The organism is Pirellulales bacterium (assembly GCA_035656635.1).
GTDB lineage: Bacteria > Planctomycetota > Planctomycetia > Pirellulales > JADZDJ01 > DATJYL01.
Genome location: DASRSD010000080.1, coordinates 22,359 through 42,910 on the forward strand (window position 1 = coordinate 22,359; position 20,552 = coordinate 42,910).

Genomic DNA, 20,552 nt, shown 5'->3' on the forward strand with positions numbered 1-20,552 from the left:
GTTGGCGTGTTGGCCTAGGACACTACCGCCGCCGGCAGGTCAACCGCCGTGGCGGGGTCCATTTTTGCTCACGATTCATTTTGATAGCCGAGTGGTGAATCAAAATTACTGCCGCCGGAATAATCTTCGGCGCTAGAAGGCATCTTGCCCCGAAATTTTTGCAGCCGGCCGAAAATTCAGTTTCGCCGCTGACGCTTCCACCATTTCCGGACCGCAATGATTCCCCAGATGCACTCGACAATTCCGAACGGCCACGCGCCTTGCAGGAAGCCATAGGCGGAGCCCATCCAGCACGCGCCTGCAAATGCTAAAATAAACCAGGGCGACTGCTCTTCGACGGTATAGAAGGCCACATCAGCACGACGGCAACGAGGCCGAATAGGGTTAGAGAATTTATGCACCGCATTATAGCCGTCGGTGGAGAATTAGAGTTACTGCATCTAGAACAGGCTTTGCTCGAGAATTTAATCTGTCCCGAAATTTGGCGACCGCGCAACCACCGTCAGAAGGCACTAGCGCCAGTGGGCCAGCGCGGCCCACACGATGAACTGGGTCATTATTCCCAGGCACGCGCCACGAATGGGATAGCGCCACGGCAAGCCCAGCCCGGCGCCAATCCATAGCCCGGCGGTCATCCAGGCGATCAGCCAAAAGTTCATGCGGTCCAGCGACAGCTCTGCTGGATATGTTGGATGCGCAAAGTAAAAACGGCCCAGCGGGCTCATAAGCACGGCCAGGCCCAAAGCAATCAGGGCGACACTCACCAGCAGGCGTTGCAAAGAAAATTGCACCATGCCCTGCATTGTAACCGCTGGCAACGGGCTTCGTCGGCAGAATGGTTAGCCATCAGCACATTCGCCAGGTCGCCAGTAAAGTCTACCGCGGGCGGCGCGATTGATCTGGCTCCGGCGTAGGATGCCCGGGGAACGATTCCGGCTGCCGGGGGTCGGAAAACCGAGTGGGAGTGTGCGATTTGGCAGATCCCTCTTTCGATTCCAAAAAGATTTTGGCTTGCCTGATTAACCGGGCGACACGGTCGAGGTGAGATTTAATTTCCTGCTGCAGCCGCTTGATATCCTTGTTATTGAAGGAGGAATTCATACTCAGGCGTTTCAAACCCGACCAGGCTGGTCCAGTTTGTCACAATTTCAGGGCCTAAAAATGCTCGAACCACACTTTTTGGAACGCGGTAAGAAGCGAGCAATTTTTGGACCTGTTGAGCCGAAGGACCCGTCGGATCGAAAGAAGCAAAACCCATGAAGTTGACCCCGGCGTGGCCGCCGGAACTAAGCGATGATCCGATTCGGCGCGGGCGCCGGGGCTAAGCGAAAGTGAATTTGGAATGGGTGCCGGGGCTAAGCGGCCGCTCCGCCAGCGCGGCTAAACGTTGGTTAAGCAGGACTCCCAAGCAGAGCCCGGGACTAACTGACGTTGAACCCTGCGTGCCTCGGTCACACACGATGCAATCGTGTGCCAGCCGGAGTCCCATGCCAACCGGGCTATTCCGGCTTTTGCCAGGCGGGGACTTTGTGGACCACGTTCCAGGCCAGGCCGCATTTTTCCAGAGCGCAAATGGCATAGTAGGTGAGATCGACTTCCCACCACTTATGGCCGTGACGGGCCATGCGCTGGTAAGCGTGATGGTTGTTGTGCCACCCTTCGCCCCAGCCGAGCAGACCCACCCACCACAGGTTTTTGCTGTCGTCGGTGGTTTCGTAATTGCGGTAACCCCAGATGTGCGTGGCGGAATTCACAAACCAGGTGATGTGGTACACCCACACCATGCGGACGAACATGCCCCACACCACAAACGACCAGGCGGTGTACGAATTCCAAAACACGTAGCCGACGGTCCACATGGCGCCGCCCAGCACGAAGAACCACAGCAAAAAGGTTTTATCGAGAAAGCGGATGACGGGATCTTTCACCAGGTCGGGAGCGTAATGCTGGCCCATTTCGTCGTGCCACTTGCGGCCGAAGTTGGGCATGAACCACAGCATGTGGCTCCACAAGCCGCCATCGCGGGGAGAATGCGGATCGCCTTCCTTATCGCTATACGCATGATGCTTGCGATGGTTGGCCACCCAAATAACGGCCGAGCCTTCGCCCGCCAACCCGCCGAGAAAAGCGATCAGCCATTTCACCGGCCGATAAGTTTGAAAACTGCCGTGCGTCAGCAGCCGATGGTAGCCCAAGCAAATGCCCACCCCGCCGGTGAGCCAGTACATGCCGAAGAATAAGCCGAGGGCCTTCCACGTGAACAAGAAGGGGGCGGCCAGCGCGCCGGCGTGCACGATGGAAAACCAAATGATGGTGCCCCAATCGAGGCCCCCCTGCCATGGGTCGACCGTTTGCAGCGGCTTGGAAGCCCGGTGCTTGTTATCTGGTTGTCTGGCGTCTGGTGTGGCAGCAGGAAGTGCAATCGCGACACCGCTTGGTTCGACGGGATCGGCCAGTAGCGACATGAGTAGTTCCTTGAATGGCGTTGGCGGCAACGCGTTTTTGTGGCGCAGGGAAGGAATTGCGGGGGAGTAAATGTTTAGACGGGCCGTTTCGGGCGACCGTCACTTTGATCGACTAGATTGTAGGGATTTAACGACTTTCGATTGTCATGGATGCGCACCGCGATTGTAAAAGTTGTGTAAAAGCTGGTGCGGCAGCGTGAAAAAGGGGGGAAAAACCGCTAAGCCGCTAGCGATTGGGGAATGACCGATGACCAAGCACCAATGACCGATGCAGGCAAAATAGCCGCGAATGAACCAGATAAAATGACCGCAAATGAACGCGAATCGGAAGACGATTTAAGAAAAAATCGTCCCATTTGCCTTGCATTAAAACCCCTCTGCTTGATTCGCGTTTATCCGCGTGTATTTGCGGCTACTCTTTGGCTTTACTTGCCGCGCTGGATTGATCGCCGGCGGCCGGAGCCTTGGGCATGGCGGCCAGTGCAGCCTTGAGGCCGGGCACGTCGGTGGCGCCGGTGGGAACGGTAATCGTGGAGCCTTCAAAGGCAGTGCCAATAGGCTCATACCGGCCCCCCAAAATTTTTGCCAGAAACGCTTCCGACACGGCGTTAAACGCCATTTCGTTTTCCGGCCGCGCGAAGCCGTGCCCTTCGTCCGGGAACAACACGTACGTGACGGGCAATTTTTTGGCCTGCATGGCTTTGACGATTTGCTCCGCCTCGCGCACATTCACGCGCGGATCGTTCTGGCCCTGGCCAATAAGCAGCGGCCGCTTGATTTGATCGACCTTGGAAAGCGGCGAGCGCTCCCACAGGAATTTTTTGCCTTCTTTGGTCGTGAAATCGCCGATGCGGTTTTTCAAATCTTCAATGGCTGGTTCCCAATACTTGGGAATGCTTTCGATGAGCGTGTTCAAGTTGGACGGGCCGACTTCGTCGATGCCGCAGGCGAACACGTCGGGCGTGAATGTGAGCCCCACCAGTGTGGCGTAGCCGCCGTAGCTGCCGCCGAGGATGGCCACTTTTTTGGGATCGGCAATTTTTTCTTTCACGGTCCAATCGACGGCATCGAGCAGGTCGGTGTGCATTTTGCCCGCCCATTCGCGGTTGCCGGCGTTAAAGAATTTTTTGCCAAAGCCGGTGCTGCCGCGATAGTTCACGCTGAGCACAACGTAGCCGCGGTTGGCCCAAAGCTGATGCTCGGCGTTCATGCCCCATTCATCCCGAGCGTTGGGTCCGCCATGCACGTCCAGCACCATCGGCAGGGGTTGGCTGGGCCGGCCGGTGTGCTTGGGATCGCTCCCTGGCGGCAGCGTGAGATACGCCACCATCTTTAAGCCGTCGCGGGTGGGAATAATGACCGAGTGCATTTTTTGCAGCGGCAAATCGGCCAGCTCCGGCCGGATGGCAAACAAGAATTTCGGCTGCTTGGTGTCGCGGTCGTACAGGTAGTAGCGCACCGGGCCGTCGTCGGGCAGAAGCGCGGCCAGCCATTTGCGATCGTCCAAGGTGGTGCTGACGATTTTAATATCGTTATCCCCTTCGCCCAGCTTCTGGAGGCGGTGGAAATCGTCTTCCACTTCTTTATCGAAGAATTGCCACTTAGTGCGATCATACACGGTGGCCACGGCCTGAATGGTGTTTTCCGTGGGGTGCGACATCACGCCGTCGATTTCGCCCTGCGTGCCGGTGGCAATTACTTTTTCGGCGCCGGTTTTCAAATCGATGGTTTTCAGCTCGCCGGTATCGCTCTTGCGGCTGTCGATGAGGTACAGCACGTCGCCGGCTTTGTTGAAGCCGGCCAGACTGGTCGTTTCGTTATCATCCTTGCCGATTTTCAAAAAATCTTTCCAGCCTCCTTTGCCGTCGGGCTCCTGATACAGCGTGCCGCCATCGGGAGTCATTTTTTCCGCAAAGCGAACTTTGTAATCTTCATCGACGACAAAGCCGGCGAAGTCGGGATTTTTTTGCAGCAGCTTTTTCTCGCCCGTAGTGATGTTCACCAGATACAAATCGTGATAGCGCGGATCGCGATCGTTTAGGCCGATCACCACATGTTCTGGATCGCGCCAGCTCACTTCCGCAATTTCGGCCCGCACTTTTTTCTTTTGTCCTTTTTCGTCGACGGCGTTGGCCGGATCGAGCGGGGTAATATCCTTCACTTTGCCGGTGTCGAGGTTGACCGCGAACACATGGAAGTTTTCGTCTCCCTTGTCGTCCATCGCATACAGAAGATGCTTGTTGGTGTAGGCCCAGAAGTAACCTTCGACGGGTCGATCTTTTTCGTGCGTCACTGCTTTGGCAGCATCGGGATTTTCCAGCGTGCCCACGAACACGTTCAGCACCCCTTCGCCATCGTCATTTTTCACCGGCGCTAAATAGGCGAGCCGTTTGCCGTCGTGGCTGATGCGGGCCATGGCTTTGTCGGGATTGCCGAACAGCACGTCGCGGGGAATGAGCGGGGCCACTTTGTCCAAGGGATGCGGCTCGGCGGAAGTGACTTTGGGGACGGCTCGCTTTGCCGCGGCGCTGGGTGCGCTTGCGGCGCCTGCCGGTGGAGTGGCGAACTCGGCCAGCGAATTGATGGCACCGCTCGTTTCAGGCCCGCCGGCCGAACTGGGCGAGCAACCCAGGCTGTATCCAAGGGCAAGGATGGCGACACCAACGGCCGCAAAGCCGCATTTACGAGTCCCGCGCAGTTTGGCACAACGCACCATCTCAGCAGGCAGCATCGGTGAAAACTCCTGTGGTGAAAAATCGGACCTTCGTGCAACACTCCGGAATACCCGGCTAGGACCGCTCAACATAGCCGATAGCTGCGGCGTTCGCCAAGGCGAAGTGCGCGCACCCCTCCCCGCCCGAACATCGCAGCTTTTCATGCTTCCTACGCACGCGGCCAGCCGCCGGTTTTGGAAGCACCCTGCTCCGCCGCGGCAATTGCTGGAGAATTGCCTATCTGCCAGCCGGTCGGCCGTCAGCCGGTAGTGATGCATTTTGAAGTGAACTGCATTGGGTGGCCGGGGTCGAGTGCCGCCGAGCCCCTGGAATGCTGCCCGCTGGGGGCTCCTTTCGGTCGACCCCAGCCACCCTGCCGGGCTATGCACAAATTGTCCCCACAGCCGCCAGCCGCAATTCATTCCCGAAATGGCTGCAACCTGTTACATTTCCGGTTTATGAGCCTGTCGCTGGCACCGCCGGTCCACATTCGCAAGCGGATTGCATTGCCGCACACAGCGGCTTTCTTTGGGCTTCAGGCGGCGCCCTCGTCGCGGCGGCGGCCAGCGCCCTATCAGCCGTTGGTGTTGGTTCTGGGCGCAGCTTGCGCGGGAATTATGACCGATCGCTGGCTGGGCGTTACCGCTGCAATAGTCTTTGGGTTGTGGTGGATTTTAGGAGTGACGTCATTGACCGCATGGTGGCGGTGGCGCCATCACAACCGGCAGGTTGCGGCGATGGCAGCGCTCAGCATTTCGGTTCTTGCCGCCGCAGCAGCCTGGCATCATGCCCGTTGGAATTTGTTTGCGGCCGACGAGCTTGGCCTGGCGGCCACAGAAACGCCGCAACCGGTATGTGTTGAAGCGGTGGCCGCCAGCGCGCCGCAAACGGTTCCCGCCCCGCAATTCGATCCGCTGCGTAGCATCCCCGCCGGCTTGCAAATGCGCTGGCTGGTAGATGTCGTGCAAGTGCGCAAAGGCGCGCAGTGGCAAGCGGCTTCCGGCCGCGCGCAGGTTTCGCTGGAAGGAGAATTGCACAACGTGCAGGCGGGGGATCGGCTGCGCATTTTTGGAGAGTTGGAAGCGCCGCTGCCGGCGGGCAATCCCGGCGAGTTCGATTCGGCACTGTACGAACGCTCCCGGCGCGAGCTGTGCATCATTCGCGTGAAGAAGCCGGAATGCGTTGCGACGCTACAGCAGGGTTCGCTCTGGAATCCGGCTCGCTGGATCAGTGCGGGGCGGCGCTTTGGCGATCAATTGTTGTGGGGGTATTTATCGCGGGAAAAGGCCGGCCTGGCAGCGGCGGTGTTGCTGGGACAGCGCGAGCAAGTCGATCAAGAAACCAACGAGGCGTTTCTGGAAACCGGCACCATTCACATCCTGTGCATCGCCGGGCTGCACGTGGGAATTCTGGCGTGGCTGTTGTTCGCGGTATTTAGCACGGGCTGGCTTTCGCGCCGGACGGCATTGCTGTGCGTGATGATGATCACTGGCGCGTACATGCTTGTGACCATGGCCGAACCGCCCGTCATGCGCGCCACGCTGCTGGTATGGATTGTGTGCCTTGGCACGTGGCTGGGACGGGCACGCATTGGGCTGAATAGTTTAGCGCTGGCAGGAATTGTGGTTTTGGTGTTCAATCCAGCCGGCTTGTTTCACACGGGCGTGCAGTTGTCGTTTCTTTCTGTGGCGGTGCTAATGTGCGCCGGCCAGCGGATGTTCGGCGCGCGGCGAGAAGATCCGTTGGATCGATTGATTGCCGACACCAGGCCCTGGCCGCAGCGGGCGTGGCGGCTTAGCGGCCAACGGGCGTGGCAAATATTTGTCTTGGGCGCCGTGCTGTGGTTGGCGATCACGCCGCTGGTGATGGCCCGGTTCCATTTGATTGCACCGTCGGGCTTGATTCTCAACGTCTTGCTCACCCCGGTGGTAATGGTGGCGATGTTAGCGGGCTTGGGCGTGCTATTTTTTGGCGCTTGGCTACCCCCCTTGGCTTCAGTGTTTGCCTGGGTGTGCAACGGCAGCTTGAGTGTTTTGGAAAGCACGGTGAAATGGTTTGCGCACTTGCCTGGCGGAAGGTTTTGGGTGGCCGGACCCGGCGATTGGTGGCTGGTTTTGTTTTACTTGGGCGTGGCGGCGGTTGTGCTGTTGCCGCACAAATTGCCGCCGCTGAGGTGGCGCGCGGCATTTGCTGCCGGCTTGTGCGGCGTGGGTTTAATCGGCGCGCTGCCGGCGCAGGCCAATCAGCACACGCTGCGGTGCGATTTCATCGCCGTCGGACACGGCGGCGGCGAGCTGCTGGAATTGCCCGACGGAAAAACGCTCCTCTTCGATGCCGGCCGAATGGGCGCGCCCTTGGGCGGGGCACGATCGATCAGCGCGTTCTTATGGTCGCGCGGAATTACGCACTTGGATGCCGTGGTCCTCTCGCATGCCGACACCGATCATTACAATTCGCTCCCCGAATTGCTGCAGCGGTTTTCCGTCGGGGTGGTGTATGTGTCGCCGGTCATGTTTCGCGAAAAATCCAAGGCGCTGCGCACTTTGAAAGACAGCATCGAGCAATCGGGCACGCCGCTGCAATACGCCTTTGCCGGCGACCGGTTGAAGTTGGACGAGGGGGTAACCATCGACGTGCTGCATCCGCCTCCGCTGGGCGTGGTGGGATCGGACAATGCCAACTGCCTGGTGCTTTCGATTGGATATGACGGCCGGCGGATTTTATTCACCGGCGATTTAGCGCCGCCGGGAATGGATTTGGTCATGAACGGCGATCCAGTGCCTTGCGACGTGCTGCAAGCTCCGCATCATGGCAGCGCCTACAGCGAGCCGGAATATTTTGCCGATTGGACTGCGCCGAAATGGGCCATTATTTGCGGCAGTAATTTAGATGGCCGCATTGCCCGCCCGATTTACGAAGCCCATGGCGCCACGGTGCTGAACACCGCCGAAGTGGGCGCGGTGACCGTGACGGTGGGCAATGGCCAGCTCGGCGTGCAAACGTTCCGGCAGCCGAAGCCTGCCCACGGAAGCGGACTTTGATATATTGAATTGTCGATCTGGGCCAGCGGCGATTTTTTGCGAAAGGAAAATTCATGATGAGCACTGTCCTCTCCACTGCGCAGGTGAACAGCGCCAAAGTTACTGGTCGGCGGGAATTGCATTTCAGCAAACTGGCGGACATTCAGACGGACGCCGAGAATTTGGCCGCGCGGCCGGTGCGGCAGTTGGGCAACTGGCAATTGGGATATGCGCTGGCGCACCTGTCTGGAGCGATGAAAATTTGTCTTGATGGCGCGAATTTCAAGGTGCCGTTTTACATTCGCTGGTTTGCGCCGCTGCTGAAGAAAAAGATCATCAGCAGCCCTATGAAACCAGGATTTAAACTACCTGAGAAAGCGGCCGAAACCTTGATGCCCAGCGGCCCGGTGTCGACGCAAGAAGGCTTGGACGATCTGCGGAAAACCATTGACCGCTTGAACCGAGAGCCCCAGCGACAGCCTAGCCCCGTGTTCGGTCCCATGACCCACGAAGAATGGGACCAACTCCACCTCCGCCACGCCGAACTGCACCTGAGCTTTTTCGTGCCGGAGTGATGGTCAATGACATTACTGCTGTCTGGCACTGCGGGCGCACTCCGCGAGAAATTTCCAAGTGGATTCCGGCCACACAGCGGGGGGTGCCGGCGGAAAACTCATGGCTTTTCGGCTGGCTTCCAGTCGGGCAACGCCACGGCAGGCTAAGTGCAAAAACTCACCCCGCTCGGCGAGCGACATATTGCGAATCCGCTCCAGATCTCGCGACTCCAGAGCGGCAATGGCTGTCGTATTCAGTGGTTCGTGAGAATTCATTCGAAGCGCTTGACGGCTCGTGAGCAGCAGAAGTCAATCCATCAGAAGTATACCACGCGTCGGCCACAGCTTCGATTTCCGCGCCCAGTGATTGCAGCTTTTTCGGCAGGGCTTCGTATCCGCGGGCCAGGTGATGGGCATGGTGAATCACGGTGCGGCCGGGCGCGGCCAAGCCGGCCAAAACCAGTGCAGCCCCGGCACGCAAATCGGAGGCGAAAACTTCCGCGCCGCTGAATTGCTCCACGCCCGCGGCCGTGACGGCGTTTCCAGTCTGCTGAATGCTTGCCCCCAGCCGATTCAATTCGTCCACGTGGCCAAAGCGCTGGGGGAATACGCAATCGCAAATGGTGCTGCTGCCGTCGGCAATGGCCGCCAGTGCGGTCAGCGGGGCTTGCAAATCGGTCGGCACGCCAGGATACGGCAGGGCCGAAAAATGAAATGGCTGCGGACGGTCGGAAATGGCGGCGCGAATCCAGTTTCGTCCCACGTCGACCATCACGCCAGCATCATCGAGCACCGCCAGCATGGCTTCCAAATGATCGGGCCGGCAACCGCGCACGGTGACATCGCCGCCAGTGATCGCGCCGGCCAACAGCAGCGTGCCGGTTTCTATGCGATCGGGAATTACTCGATAGCCGGCGGCGCCGGTGCCACCGAGTTGCTTGACCCCTTGAATGTGCAAGGTGGATGCGCCCAGGCCATCGATGCGTGCGCCCAGGCCGATGAGGAATTTGCCCAGATCGATAATCTCCGGCTCGCGGGCAGCGCCGTGAATAATGGTTTCGCCACGGGCCAGCGTGGCTGCCATCAAAATGTTGGCGGTGCCTGTGACCGTGGGGCCGTACAGACCGGCGAGATTCATTTCGGCGCCGTGCAGAAACTTGGCTTCGGCAATAATGTAGTTGTGATCGTACCGGATTTTGGCGCCCATCGCCGCCAGGCCTTGCAAATGCAAATCGACCGGCCGCGCGCCAAGGGAACATCCGCCGGGAAGCGCCACCACCGCCCTGCCCCGCCGCGCCAGTAATGGACCCAGCACGCAAAAGCTGGCCCGCATGCGATCGACCAATTCCGCATCGGCGGTAACGGGAGCCGGATCGACGGTATGTAAATGCAGTGTGCCATCCGCATGGCGTTTAGCTTCCACGCCGAGGTGGCCCAGCATGAGCGCCAAGGTGTTTACATCGGTCACGTCGGGTGTGCCAGCCAGCTCCACCGGCTCGTCGGCCAAAATGCTAGCGGCCATGATTGGCAGCGCGGCATTTTTAGAACCGGCCGCGGCCAGCGACCCGCGCACCGGGCAGCCGCCGTGAATGGAAAGAACATTGGAACGGGTGTTGTCGGTCATTGATGCCTTCCGTGGCTATTCCGGCGATACCATCGCCGGCTTTGTGCAAACACTGGCGATGCCATCGCCGGCTTTATGATTTTTTGGCCTGCACCACGCGCGGGTGGCTGGCCGAATCTTTGAGTGTGGGGCCGAGCTCGAAGCCGCCGTGCTGCGAAATGATTTCGCGCACCGCCGGTTCGATCATCGGACTCACTTCCAACAGCAGCCAGCCGCCGGACTCCAGGCGATCGGCTGCTTGCGGCACCAGCCGTTGGATGACTTCCGTTCCACGCGGTCCGGCAACCAAAGCCTGCCGTGGCTCAAAATTGCGTACCGAGGGGGAAAGTGTAGCAAATTCCGCTTCGCTGACATACGGCGGATTGCTGGCAATGAGGTTAAATTTTTGTTCAGACGGCAGCGCTGACAGCAAATCGGACACGATGAATTCAATGCGGTCAGCGACATGATGAGCGGCGGCGTTTTGACGGGCAACTTCCAGCGCCGCGGCGCTGGCATCGACGGCGGTGATGTGGGCCGTGGGCAAATGCTTGGCCGCGCAAATGGCGATGATGCCGCTGCCGGTGCCAATGTCGGCGATGTGCACTCCCTCTCCCTGGATGGGAGAGGGTTGGGGTGAGGGTGCTGACTTGTAATGCGATTCCCCCTCACCCTCCCCTCTTCCGCCAGGGGAGAGGGTTTTGAAATCGGACTCGGCCAAATCGAGCAAGCGCACCACCAGCGTTTCGGTTTCCGGGCGCGGAATTAACACATCGGGAGTAACGCGAAACGAAAGCGAAAAGAATTCGCGCTGGCCGACTAAGTACGCCACGGGAGTTCCTTCGGCGCGGCGGCGGACCAGTTCGCGGAATGCAGTTCGGGTGGGGTCGTCCGCTATTTCGGCGAAGGCGGTGTATAAATCGATCCGCTTGCAACCGCGGGCCGTGGCCAGCAGTACTTCAGCATCGAGCCGGGGGGAATCGGAGCCCTGCTGCTTCAAATAATCTGTCGTCCAAGTCAGCAACCGCCCGATGGTCCAAGATTCGGATTGAGACATCAGTCGCTGCCCGTTTCCGCTCCCTCACGGTCGCGGCTCTATGGTTTTATCGTTCCGATCATTGGGTGCTTGGTCATGGGTCATTTATTCAACCGTTCCCATCAGTTGGCGCTGTTCTTGGCGGTCGTGATCTAACAGCGCTTGAATCACGGGATCCAAATTGCCGGACAAGATGTTGTCGAGCTTGTAGAGCGTGAGATTGATGCGGTGATCGGTCAGGCGGTTTTCGGGAAAATTGTAGGTGCGAATGCGCTGGCTGCGGTCGCCGGAGCCGACTAAGGTGCGGCGGTGCTCGGCGCGCTTGGCGTGTTCCATTTCGCGCTTGCGCTCGTAGAGCCGTGTTTTCAACACACGCAGCGCTTTGGCTTTGTTTTTGTGTTGGCTTTTTTCATCCTGGCATTGCACCACGAGGCCCGTTTCCAAATGCGTGAGCCGCACGGCCGATTGGGTTTTGTTGACGTGCTGGCCGCCGGGGCCGCTGGCGTTGAATAAATCGAGCCGGTAATCTTCCGGCCTGATGTCGATTTCCACATCTTCCGGCTCGGGCAGCACGGCCACGGTTGCGGCAGAGGTGTGAATGCGCCCCTTGGCTTCCGTTTCCGGCACGCGCTGCACCCGGTGGCCGCCGCTTTCGTATTGCAAGTGCCGGAACGCGGCGTCGCCGTCGACGCCCAAAATAATTTCCTTAAAGCCGCCCAGTTCCGTCGGGTTCATGTCCAAGAGTTCGACTTTCCAGCCGTGATCTTCGCAGTAGTGCTTGTACATGTCGTACAAGTCCCGGGCGAACAGCGCGGCTTCCTCGCCGCCGGTGCCGGCGCGAATTTCCATGACGCAGCGATTGCGGTTGGCGTCTTCGCCGCCGATGGTCATATCCAAGAGCTCGTCCCACAGTTTTTCGCGCTCGGCCCGCAGCGTAGGCAATTCCGATTCGGCCAGTTCGCGCAGGTCGGCATCGGCGCCTTTGATCATTTCGTTGGTGTCGGCAATTTGCTGGTTCAACTCTTTGAAGCGGCGATATTTCGTCGCCAACCGATTTAACGTGCCGTGCTCGCGGGCAATGGCGCCCACGCGCGCAGAATTGGCCAACACTTCCGGATCGGACAATTGCCGTTCCAGTTCGATGAAGCGCGCCAATTTTTCGTCCAGCATTTCGCGCATGGCGAATTCACCAGATTTATTTCACCACAGAGACACGGAGGCACGGGGCAGTTACGAACAGGTAGCAAATCGCTTGGCGCAGCCAGCCAGTGATTGCAATTACTGGGCTTAACCATTGCACAGATAGGCAATTAAAGAAAGAGCGCTAAGATTCCGCGGCGGCGGGCTCGGGCGCCGGGGTTTCTTTTTTCTTCTTTTTTTGCAGGCTGGCGTAGCCGGCCGTGAACTTGCTCTTGAATTTTTCGATGCGGCCGGCCGTGTCGATAAATTTCAGCTTGCCCGTGTAGAACGGATGGCAGACGTTGCAAATATCGACCTTCAACTCCGGCACGGTGCTGCGTGTGGAGAAGCTGTTGCCGCAGCCACATTTGACCACGGTGTTCATGTATTTGGGATGAATGTCTTTTTTCATGATCGTCCGTCCCGGCGTTGGCCTGCTTCCCGCGAATTTAGCCGACCGCTTTTGCAGAACGCCGCGCCTGAAAGTGCAGCCCGGCTTGTGTACGGGCCACGATGTTTGAAAACCAGCGAACCTAAAATCTTATCGTAAGAACCATGTAACGGCAAGGGCGCTGCGGTCCGGGCCGAATGAATGACCAAATGACCAAGCACCAATGACCAATGGCTCAGCCCCAGCGAACAAGCATCATTAGTAAGCCGAAAAGCAGCGAAGTTGAGTTGGTCTATTTCTTTGGTGAATTGGCCGGAGGCTGAGCTGGCTTTTCAGATTTCTCGCTCGTTTTTTCTTTCAGACGGGCCGCGCGCAACCGGTTGCCGTAGCGCTGCGGCGATTTGTCGGCTTCGTACAGTTTAATTGCTTCGGAAACTTTGCCTTGTGCTTCTGCCGAGCGGGCCAAGTTGTAGCGAGCGCCGTTGGTCCAGGGGCCGTCAGGATACGCATCAAGCGTCATCGGACCGAAGAATTGGGACGCGGTCTGATAATCTCCCTGCTCGAATGCGACAATGCCCAACCAGTAAGCTGCGTCGTCGCGCTTTTGCTGAAAGGCGGCGGCGAATTCGGGCGTTAGCACTCGGCCGGGGGAAATTTCAATATGATTGCGCACCATTCGATTGACGTCGTCGAGCTGTTCCTGGGTCGGCAAGGCGCGCAGGTAATAATACTTGGCGCCGTTCTCCATAATTTCGCTGAGTTCCCCGCCTTGCTCGCCGGCCGGACGCGGCTGACGATCGGCCCCACCAAACAGGCCCCGCAGTTGCATGTAACGGCCCAAGCGCAACGGCAGCACGGTGCGTTCTTTGCGGCGCGGAGTCTGTTCCTCGTCGGGCTGTTGTAGCTGCCGCCGCGATTGCTCCGGATCGGCGAGAATGGTAAACGGCATATTCTCCAAGCCGGCTGCCTGTTGCACCGGAATCGAGACATTGCGGCGCTGCTCCAAGACTTCATACGGCTGGGTCCACAGTTTGATTTGATCGATATGTTTCACTCCGCGCAGCTTCTCGGCCAATTCCGTGGGCGAAAAGCTAAGCACCAGCCGATCGTGTCCGGTCAGGTGTGATTCCAACATTTTCATCCGCGGCTCCAAATAGCCGGGCGAGGCTTCCATGAGCACCGTCACTGTTTGCAAATCGGCCGGCTTGCGCGGATAAATGCGGTCGCCGGGAACATCCATTTGCTTGAGCACCGCGGGGTCGGCCGCCGCCTGCGACAGCGTGGCTACGCCCTTGCCACCCGGGCCGGGGATCGGCAGCCCATAGCTGAAATCGAACAAATACAATTCCCCCTCGCTTAAAAGCGCCGTAACCCAGGGACGCGGCTGGTCTGGGTTGCGCGGATCGGGAGTGGCCAGCAGCACCACGTCTAAACCGCGTTGTCGGGCCAGCAACATGAACAACCAGGCCCGCCCCAGCGGCGTGGCGGTTCCGAAGTAAGCGTTTTCCACAGGCTGTTCCAGAGCCACCCATTGCTCAAGAGGCAAGGCATCGGCTGCAGGGGGCGCTTCGATTTGAATGTTCCGCACGGTCCAATCGAACAGCGCTTGGGCGACGGAAACGTCGTCGAGCTTTTCCGGCTGGATAGCATTGGCAATGTCGCGCAGCACCGCCGCCTCGCGCAGAAAGTTGCCATCGTAGGCTGGGTCGAACGGCTCATCGTTCAAATGCCGAACAACATGTAGTTTGAGCAGCGCTTCGGGCAACGCCGCGAGCAGCGAATCGTGCTTGTCAGCGAGAAAAGCGTTTTCGTCATCGGTTGTGGCCGGGGCCTGGGGTTTGTTTTCAGATGCGCCGGGCTGAACGCCTCGCGCCAGCCGTCGCCACTGGTTGAAGCGCTCGACCAGTTGTGCAGCAGCTTGGGCATCGTCGTCGAATTGCTCCGGCGAATTCAACAGACCAACGGCGCTTTGCAGCAACTCGCCCCGATATTGCGATTGCCCGGCCAGCGGCGTGGCCACGTTCGTCGCCGGTGCCGGGGAAGAGGAAGACGCGGAGGGCCCAGCCGTTGCGCCGCATCCAGCCGCGACGGCCGTGCAGCCAATCAGCGACAACCGCATTGCCATGCGAAAAAATTTGCTGCCGCGTTGTGGCTGGTTCTCGGCCATAAAATAATTCAGTCCAGTTTCTCGACCGTCTCATGGATGCGCAACATTCGTTCGAGCAATGCAGCGAATTGATCTAACGGAACCATGTTCGGGCCGTCGCTGGGAGATTTGTCGGGCTCGGGATGCGTTTCGAAAAACAAACCGTCTACGCCCATAGCGGTGGCCGCCCGGGCCAGTGGTTCCACCATCGCCCGATTGCCGCCGGTTTTCGCGCCCAAGCCTCCCGGCTCCTGCACGCTGTGCGTGGCATCGAACACGACAGGCACGCCCAGCGATTGCATTTCGGGAATGGCGCGCATGTCGTTCACCAAGCGTCCGTAGCCGAAGAACGTGCCGCGCTCGCACAGTAAAATATTTTGGCAGCCGGCCGATTCCAACTTGGCGAGGGCATGCTTCATATCCCATGGGGCGACGAACTGCCCTTTCTTCACGTTGACGGCGCGGCCGGTTTGCGCAGCAGCCACAAGCAAATCGGTTTGCCGGCACAAAAAGGCGGGAATTTGCAGCAAATCGCAAACTTCGGCCGCCGGAGCCGCCTGGTGCGATTCGTGAATATCGGCAGTTACGGGCAAGCCAGTTTCAGCTTTCACCTTCGCCAAAACTTCCAAGCCCGCTTCCAGTCCCTGGCCGCGGAACGAGTTGGCGCTTGTGCGATTGGCTTTATCGAACGAGGCTTTGAACACCAATTGCACGGGCAAGCTCTGGGTGATTTTTTTCAGCCGTGTGGCGATGGAGAGCGTCAATTCCGGCGTTTCGATGACGCACGGGCCGGCGATCAACAGCAACGGTTGGCCGCGGCCGCAGCGATAGGGTCCGATGATGGCAGGTTGGTTCGGCACAGAAACCGCCTATGATTTTCGTAGCGAATTCTCAGCAGAGTTCGACGCCGATGAGCATAACAATTTAGCCAACAGCAATAAACCGCAGACGAGCCAGCCCGAAATGACAACGTCGGTTTGCTCCGAACCGCTTAGGGGTTCCCGTGCCGCACGACTAATCTATTTTAATTGAAGCTGGCGGCCAATTTTCCGGCACAAGCAAGCACAATCGCTGCGGAACAATTTCGATCGTTAACGGAAGCATGCCGCCGGGGTCGCCATCCAGCTCGTAAGGAACTGGCTGGTCCGATTCAATTCGAAAACGCACGCCGCACCCGGTGATGCACTCCGGCAATTCTGGATGCCGGCCGCGCACAATTGCCCCCAAATATTTTAAACCGGCCAGTAAGCCGCCGTGCTGAAAAGTACACCAATCGAGCTGGCCGTCGCAACCGTTGGCGGCGGGCGCAAAATTCAATCCCCCGGCATAGCGCGAGATGTTGAACACAAATGCCCAGCGACACGCAATCGGCTCCAACCAACCGTCATTTTCCACTTCGGAGGCGGCCGTGCTCCCGGCCAACGCCGCAGCCTCGGTAGTGGCCCGTTGCGGCCAGCTGTGGTCCATCAATTCGCCTCCCAGGCCCGCGCTGTGCCGCTCGGCATAGTCGTTGCCGGCCGAGGGGATCGGACCGGCAACGACGCCGCTTGCCCCTACTTCTCTATTGCGCACTTCGCTGTTCCGGGCGCAGTACACCCGCAGGGGCGGGTACTGATAATTACGAATGGCCTGCCAAATTGGTTTGGCATAGGCCCAGCCACGAATGTTACCTGTTCGGGCCGAATGGACTCGGTGAACCACTTCCGCATCGAATCCGATGCCAGCCATCAGCAAAAACAGTCGGCCATTGGCCCGGCCGGCATCGAAAAATCGCACATGTCCCTGGGAAATGATGTGTGCCATCCGTGTCGGATCGTGGGAAATGTCCAAGTAACCGGCCAGTAAATTCGCGGTTCCCATCGGGAAAATGGCGATCGGCGTACTCGGCGAAGTGCGGTTGGCAATTTCGGCCGCGGTACCGTCGCCGCCGGCGGAAACAATGGCCCGCAGTTGGCCGCCGGCCTGCAGGGTTGCGGATTCGCTGGCGAGTTCATTGAGCGAATCGATCCGTCGGGGCTCCAATTGGCGGCTGGATAATTCGCGGCAAAGCTGTTCCAGGGCCGCTCGTCGACTGCCGCTGCCGGCCGTCGGATTGGCAAATACCAGCACCGTTTTGGCCGTGGTCGGAAGCGGCTGCGGCGTTGGTGTTTGATCGCTCAAACTAATCACCCAATAAGCAGTGGACAGGCCCTCTGCGGCGAATCGAGCTCCGTGGGAATCTCAGTTCGGGACACCAGATTGAAGCAGCTCGAGCAAGGTCGAGTTATAACGAACCGCTGCAGCTTACTTCAGTAATATTCGACAGGTGTTGCAAGTCGATCCGCCCCGGCGAGCGCGAAAATATCCACGAAATTATTTTATGCAATTATCGTAACTCATTAAATATGCTGTGGATATGGCGAATCGAAAGGCCCCAATGCGACCGGTTGCCAGCACAGGCGGCACGGTGGTTGCATTAAGTCAACACCGTTTGGCTCCGCCAACATCAATTTGATGGCCCGCGGGGTCTCTGACGGGTTTGGCTAGATGGTTGCCTTGCCCCTGACCATCTGGCACGGTCAATGCGTCATTGACACGTCAGGGACCCCGATTTTTTTGCGCTCGCCTAATTCGATCCTAGGCGACTCTTTTTCGCGCCAATTCTTCCACTTTTTCCGTCCAAACGGCGTGCTAGCCTTGTATAGTCTTCGGGTTTGCCCTCGCCCACATCCTAGGGATGCCGCAGACGAAGATCGTTTGAAACCACGTCATCACTTTGCCGAACATGGCCGAAGCCCCTAAAGAAAAAACGTCTGCCGATGCGCCTGCTAAAGCCCCGGCTGCCAAGCCGTGGTGGAAATCGGCAAAGATAGGCCGCTGGCTAGTGGCAATTGTCGTGGGTTCGTTGGTGGTGCACACCGTGATTTTTGTGATCTTGCGAAAGTCGGCTGCCAAGGCGCCCGTTCAGCCGGAATTCACGGTCGGCACTTTTTCCGTGATGGCAGGCGATAGCGGCGATCGCACCGTGCCCGGAAAATTCGATTTGCACGTGCGGTTTCTCGACGATTTGGATGCTGCCGCCCGCACGCGCATGACCTCGCACGAATTCCGAGTGCGCGAGAGCATTGAAGGGCTGTTGCGAAACGCCCATGGCCTGGAATTTGACGAGCCGGCGCTGGGCCGGTTGAAGCACCAAATACAAGAAAGCATTGATAACGCGATTGACCTGCGAGCCGTGGCTGAAGTGATGATTACCGACATGACCGTGCCGATGTTGGACCAAGCACCGGGCGTGGCTCCGGCCGTTGGACCCAGTGCGGCCTCCGCCGCAGTACCAAGTGCAGCGGGCAGAACTGCAGTGCTGGCCGCGCCGGCTGCAACCAGCGCCCCCTTGCACACTGCAGTGCCCACAGCGGCGCCAAATGCGAGTGACGGCGCCTCGATTGCATCGCCGGCCGAAACTGCCGCCCAGAGCACGGTTTTATCGACCGGCGGCGGCCGCTCGAAAAACACCCTCGGCTATTGACGGCCCGGAGGGCATCTTCTACGGTGTTTTTAGAGGAACTGGCGGATTTTCGCTCCGCTTACAATCAACAGAGTTTCATTGCCGGCCTAGCTCAATTGGCAGAGTGACGCATTCGTAATGCGTAGGTTCCGGGTTCGATTCCCGGGGCCGGCTTCAACCCAAGTTTTGGCTCAACACGGCCCAGAGCTTGGGTTTTTTCTTGGTCTAAGCTTCCCCCCACAGACGGACTAACGCGGATCAGGTTACCCCCCAATAAGGGAAACGGGGTTTTCTCGCCGGCCTACTGCCAGAAATCAAACGGCCAGTTCCTGTTCCAGCCGTTCTACTTAGCGACAGGGTAAAGTATATTTAAGGACAGGCGGCCGAGCATTGCCGACAAACCGCGCGCGTGGTTTGCCGCCGGCAGCATCGGCCTTTTGGTACAAGTCCCCACATGGCCATTCGCGATCATCTCGTTCTATTTCTCAATGGAAATCGACACGAGGTTTACGGCAGCGATTGCTTCCTCAGCCTCAGCGATTTTCTCCGCTACCGTCGCGGGCTGACCGGCACCAAAATTGTTTGCTCCGAAGGAGATTGCGGCTCCTGCACGGTGCTGGTCGGGCAGCCGGAGGGGGAAGCGCTTCGGTACCGGCCCATCGATTCTTGCATTCGGCAAATGTTCCAGCTCGATGGCGTGCATGTGGTTACGGTAGAAGGAATTGGCGGGCTGAGCGCTCGTCTTGGTAATCCTCCAGCAAGCCATTCCCACGAGCCGCGTCTGACTTCCGTGCAGCAAGCCATGGTGGAATGCCACGGCTCGCAATGCGGCTTTTGCACCCCCGGCTTTGTGATGGCCATGCACGGCGTGTGCGAAACGTGCAATGGCCATGCCGCCAGCGAAGAACAGTGGCGGCATGAACTGACGGGCAATTTGTGCCGCTGTACCGGATACACAACGATTTTGAAAGCAGGTTTGCAGGCTGTGGCGGCCGGGACTTCGACGCTGAACGATTTGTATCCGCCGGCGGCAATGTTGGAACAACTGAGTGCGCTCCGCAATGACGTACTCGATTTGCAGTTCGCAGATGGTGGAATGCAGCGTCGCGCCTATGGCCCCACGACGATTGACCAGGCCGTAGCGTTTCGACGAGAAAATCCGCAAGCAAAAATTATCGCCGGGGCGACCGACGTCGGCGTGCAATTGAACAAACGGGTGATTGCGCCAGCCACGTTTTTAGATTTGAACCGCGTGGTGGAGTTGGAAGAATTGGCCGTGGAATCTATCGCGGGCACCCGCCAAATTGTGGCGGGAGCACGGGCTACGTGGACGCAATTGCTGGAGCTGTGTCGCAGCGAAGTGCCGGAGTTCGCGGAAATTGTGTCGGTGTTTGGCTCGCCGCAAATTCGGCACGTGGGAACGATCGGCGGGAACATCATTAACGCATCGCCCATTGCCGATTCGCTGCCGTTTTTGTTCGTCATGGAGGCGGAGCTGGAGTTGGCCGGGCCGACGGGGCGCCGCACTGTGAACATCAATCAGTTTTATCACAGCTATAAGAAATTCGATTTGCGGCCAGATGAACTGCTGGTGAGCATTCGCATTCCCCTGCCCTGTCCCGGCGAATTGCTGCGGCTGTACAAAGTGTCGCGGCGGCGCGATTTGGATATTTCCACATTCACAGCTGCCCTGCGCCTGGAATTGGCTAGTGAAACGATTTCGCACGCGGCCTTGGCCTATGGGGCCGTGGGGCCAACTGTGCTGCGGCTGCGAAAGACCGAACAATTCCTAGAGGGGCGAGCGATCACGGCAGAAACGATGGCAGAAGCCGGCGACGTGGCCGTGGCCGAGATTACGCCCATCAGCGATGTGCGCGGCAGCCAGGATTATCGTTTTCAGTTAGCGCGCAACGTGCTTTTGAAGTTTTATCACGAACATGAAATGGCGTCGGTCTAAGTC

General features: G+C 58.7%; 15 protein-coding genes and 1 tRNA gene. 5 read left to right on the top strand and 11 right to left on the bottom strand.

Annotated features, from left to right (window positions below):
• Positions 1-512: 512 nt before the first annotated feature.
• The 4 genes from VFE46_07540 to VFE46_07555 form a co-directional block, all read right to left on the bottom strand.
• Entirely contained in the window at positions 513-794 is a 282-nt protein-coding gene (locus tag VFE46_07540; GenBank protein HZZ27847.1) for a hypothetical protein, read from the bottom strand.
• Positions 795-876: 82 nt separating this feature from the next.
• Positions 877-1,101 (bottom strand): hypothetical protein, encoded by a 225-nt coding sequence (locus VFE46_07545; protein ID HZZ27848.1) that lies wholly within the window; start codon positions 1,099-1,101, stop codon positions 877-879.
• 398 nt (positions 1,102-1,499) lie between these two features.
• Positions 1,500-2,465 carry a fatty acid desaturase gene (locus VFE46_07550; protein ID HZZ27849.1) on the bottom strand — a complete coding sequence of 322 codons (966 nt, stop codon included), beginning with the start codon at positions 2,463-2,465 and terminating at the stop codon, positions 1,500-1,502.
• A 412-nt stretch (positions 2,466-2,877) separates the two neighbouring features.
• Positions 2,878-5,196, bottom strand: a complete 2,319-nt coding sequence (locus tag VFE46_07555) for a S9 family peptidase (GenBank protein HZZ27850.1) — start codon at positions 5,194-5,196, stop codon at positions 2,878-2,880.
• A 441-nt stretch (positions 5,197-5,637) separates the two neighbouring features.
• Here VFE46_07555 and VFE46_07560 point away from each other — a divergent pair, with 441 nt between their 5' ends.
• Together VFE46_07560 and VFE46_07565 are read left to right on the top strand one after the other, a co-directional pair.
• Positions 5,638-8,220, top strand: coding sequence for a ComEC/Rec2 family competence protein (locus VFE46_07560; GenBank protein ID HZZ27851.1), 2,583 nt, complete (start codon positions 5,638-5,640; stop codon positions 8,218-8,220).
• A 56-nt stretch (positions 8,221-8,276) separates the two neighbouring features.
• Positions 8,277-8,774, top strand: coding sequence for a DUF1569 domain-containing protein (locus VFE46_07565; GenBank protein HZZ27852.1), 498 nt, complete (start codon positions 8,277-8,279; stop codon positions 8,772-8,774).
• A gap of 157 nt (positions 8,775-8,931) precedes the next feature.
• On the opposite strand, the gene murA is transcribed toward VFE46_07565, so the two are convergent.
• The 7 genes from murA to VFE46_07600 form a co-directional block, all read right to left on the bottom strand.
• Complete coding sequence (murA, locus tag VFE46_07570) at positions 8,932-10,377, bottom strand: UDP-N-acetylglucosamine 1-carboxyvinyltransferase (GenBank protein HZZ27853.1); 1,446 nt, start codon at positions 10,375-10,377, stop codon at positions 8,932-8,934.
• Between the two features lie 73 nt (positions 10,378-10,450).
• Positions 10,451-11,413 carry a peptide chain release factor N(5)-glutamine methyltransferase gene (gene prmC, locus VFE46_07575; protein HZZ27854.1) on the bottom strand — a complete coding sequence of 321 codons (963 nt, stop codon included), beginning with the start codon at positions 11,411-11,413 and terminating at the stop codon, positions 10,451-10,453.
• 84 nt (positions 11,414-11,497) lie between these two features.
• Positions 11,498-12,571, bottom strand: a complete 1,074-nt coding sequence (prfA, locus tag VFE46_07580; GenBank protein ID HZZ27855.1) for a peptide chain release factor 1 — start codon at positions 12,569-12,571, stop codon at positions 11,498-11,500.
• A gap of 145 nt (positions 12,572-12,716) precedes the next feature.
• Positions 12,717-12,983: a 50S ribosomal protein L31 gene (gene rpmE, locus VFE46_07585; GenBank protein ID HZZ27856.1), complete on the bottom strand. Its 267-nt coding sequence runs from the start codon at positions 12,981-12,983 to the stop codon at positions 12,717-12,719.
• A 271-nt stretch (positions 12,984-13,254) separates the two neighbouring features.
• On the bottom strand, positions 13,255-15,129 hold the full coding sequence (locus VFE46_07590; protein ID HZZ27857.1) for a hypothetical protein: 1,875 nt from the start codon (positions 15,127-15,129) through the stop codon (positions 13,255-13,257).
• An 8-nt stretch (positions 15,130-15,137) separates the two neighbouring features.
• On the bottom strand, positions 15,138-15,968 hold the full coding sequence (gene kdsA / locus VFE46_07595) for a 3-deoxy-8-phosphooctulonate synthase (GenBank protein HZZ27858.1): 831 nt from the start codon (positions 15,966-15,968) through the stop codon (positions 15,138-15,140).
• Positions 15,969-16,122: 154 nt separating this feature from the next.
• Entirely contained in the window at positions 16,123-17,268 is a 1,146-nt protein-coding gene (locus VFE46_07600) for a diacylglycerol kinase family protein (protein ID HZZ27859.1), read from the bottom strand.
• 604 nt (positions 17,269-17,872) lie between these two features.
• Between VFE46_07600 and VFE46_07605 the strand changes: the two genes are divergently transcribed.
• The 3 genes from VFE46_07605 (at position 17,873) to VFE46_07615 (ending at position 20,549) form a co-directional block, all read left to right on the top strand.
• A complete protein-coding gene (locus VFE46_07605; protein ID HZZ27860.1) occupies positions 17,873-18,613 on the top strand; it encodes a hypothetical protein in 741 nt (246 codons plus the stop codon).
• A gap of 80 nt (positions 18,614-18,693) precedes the next feature.
• Positions 18,694-18,766: transfer RNA gene (locus VFE46_07610), tRNA-Thr, on the top strand.
• Between the two features lie 280 nt (positions 18,767-19,046).
• Positions 19,047-20,549 carry an FAD binding domain-containing protein gene (locus VFE46_07615; protein HZZ27861.1) on the top strand — a complete coding sequence of 501 codons (1,503 nt, stop codon included), beginning with the start codon at positions 19,047-19,049 and terminating at the stop codon, positions 20,547-20,549.
• Positions 20,550-20,552 lie beyond the last annotated feature (3 nt).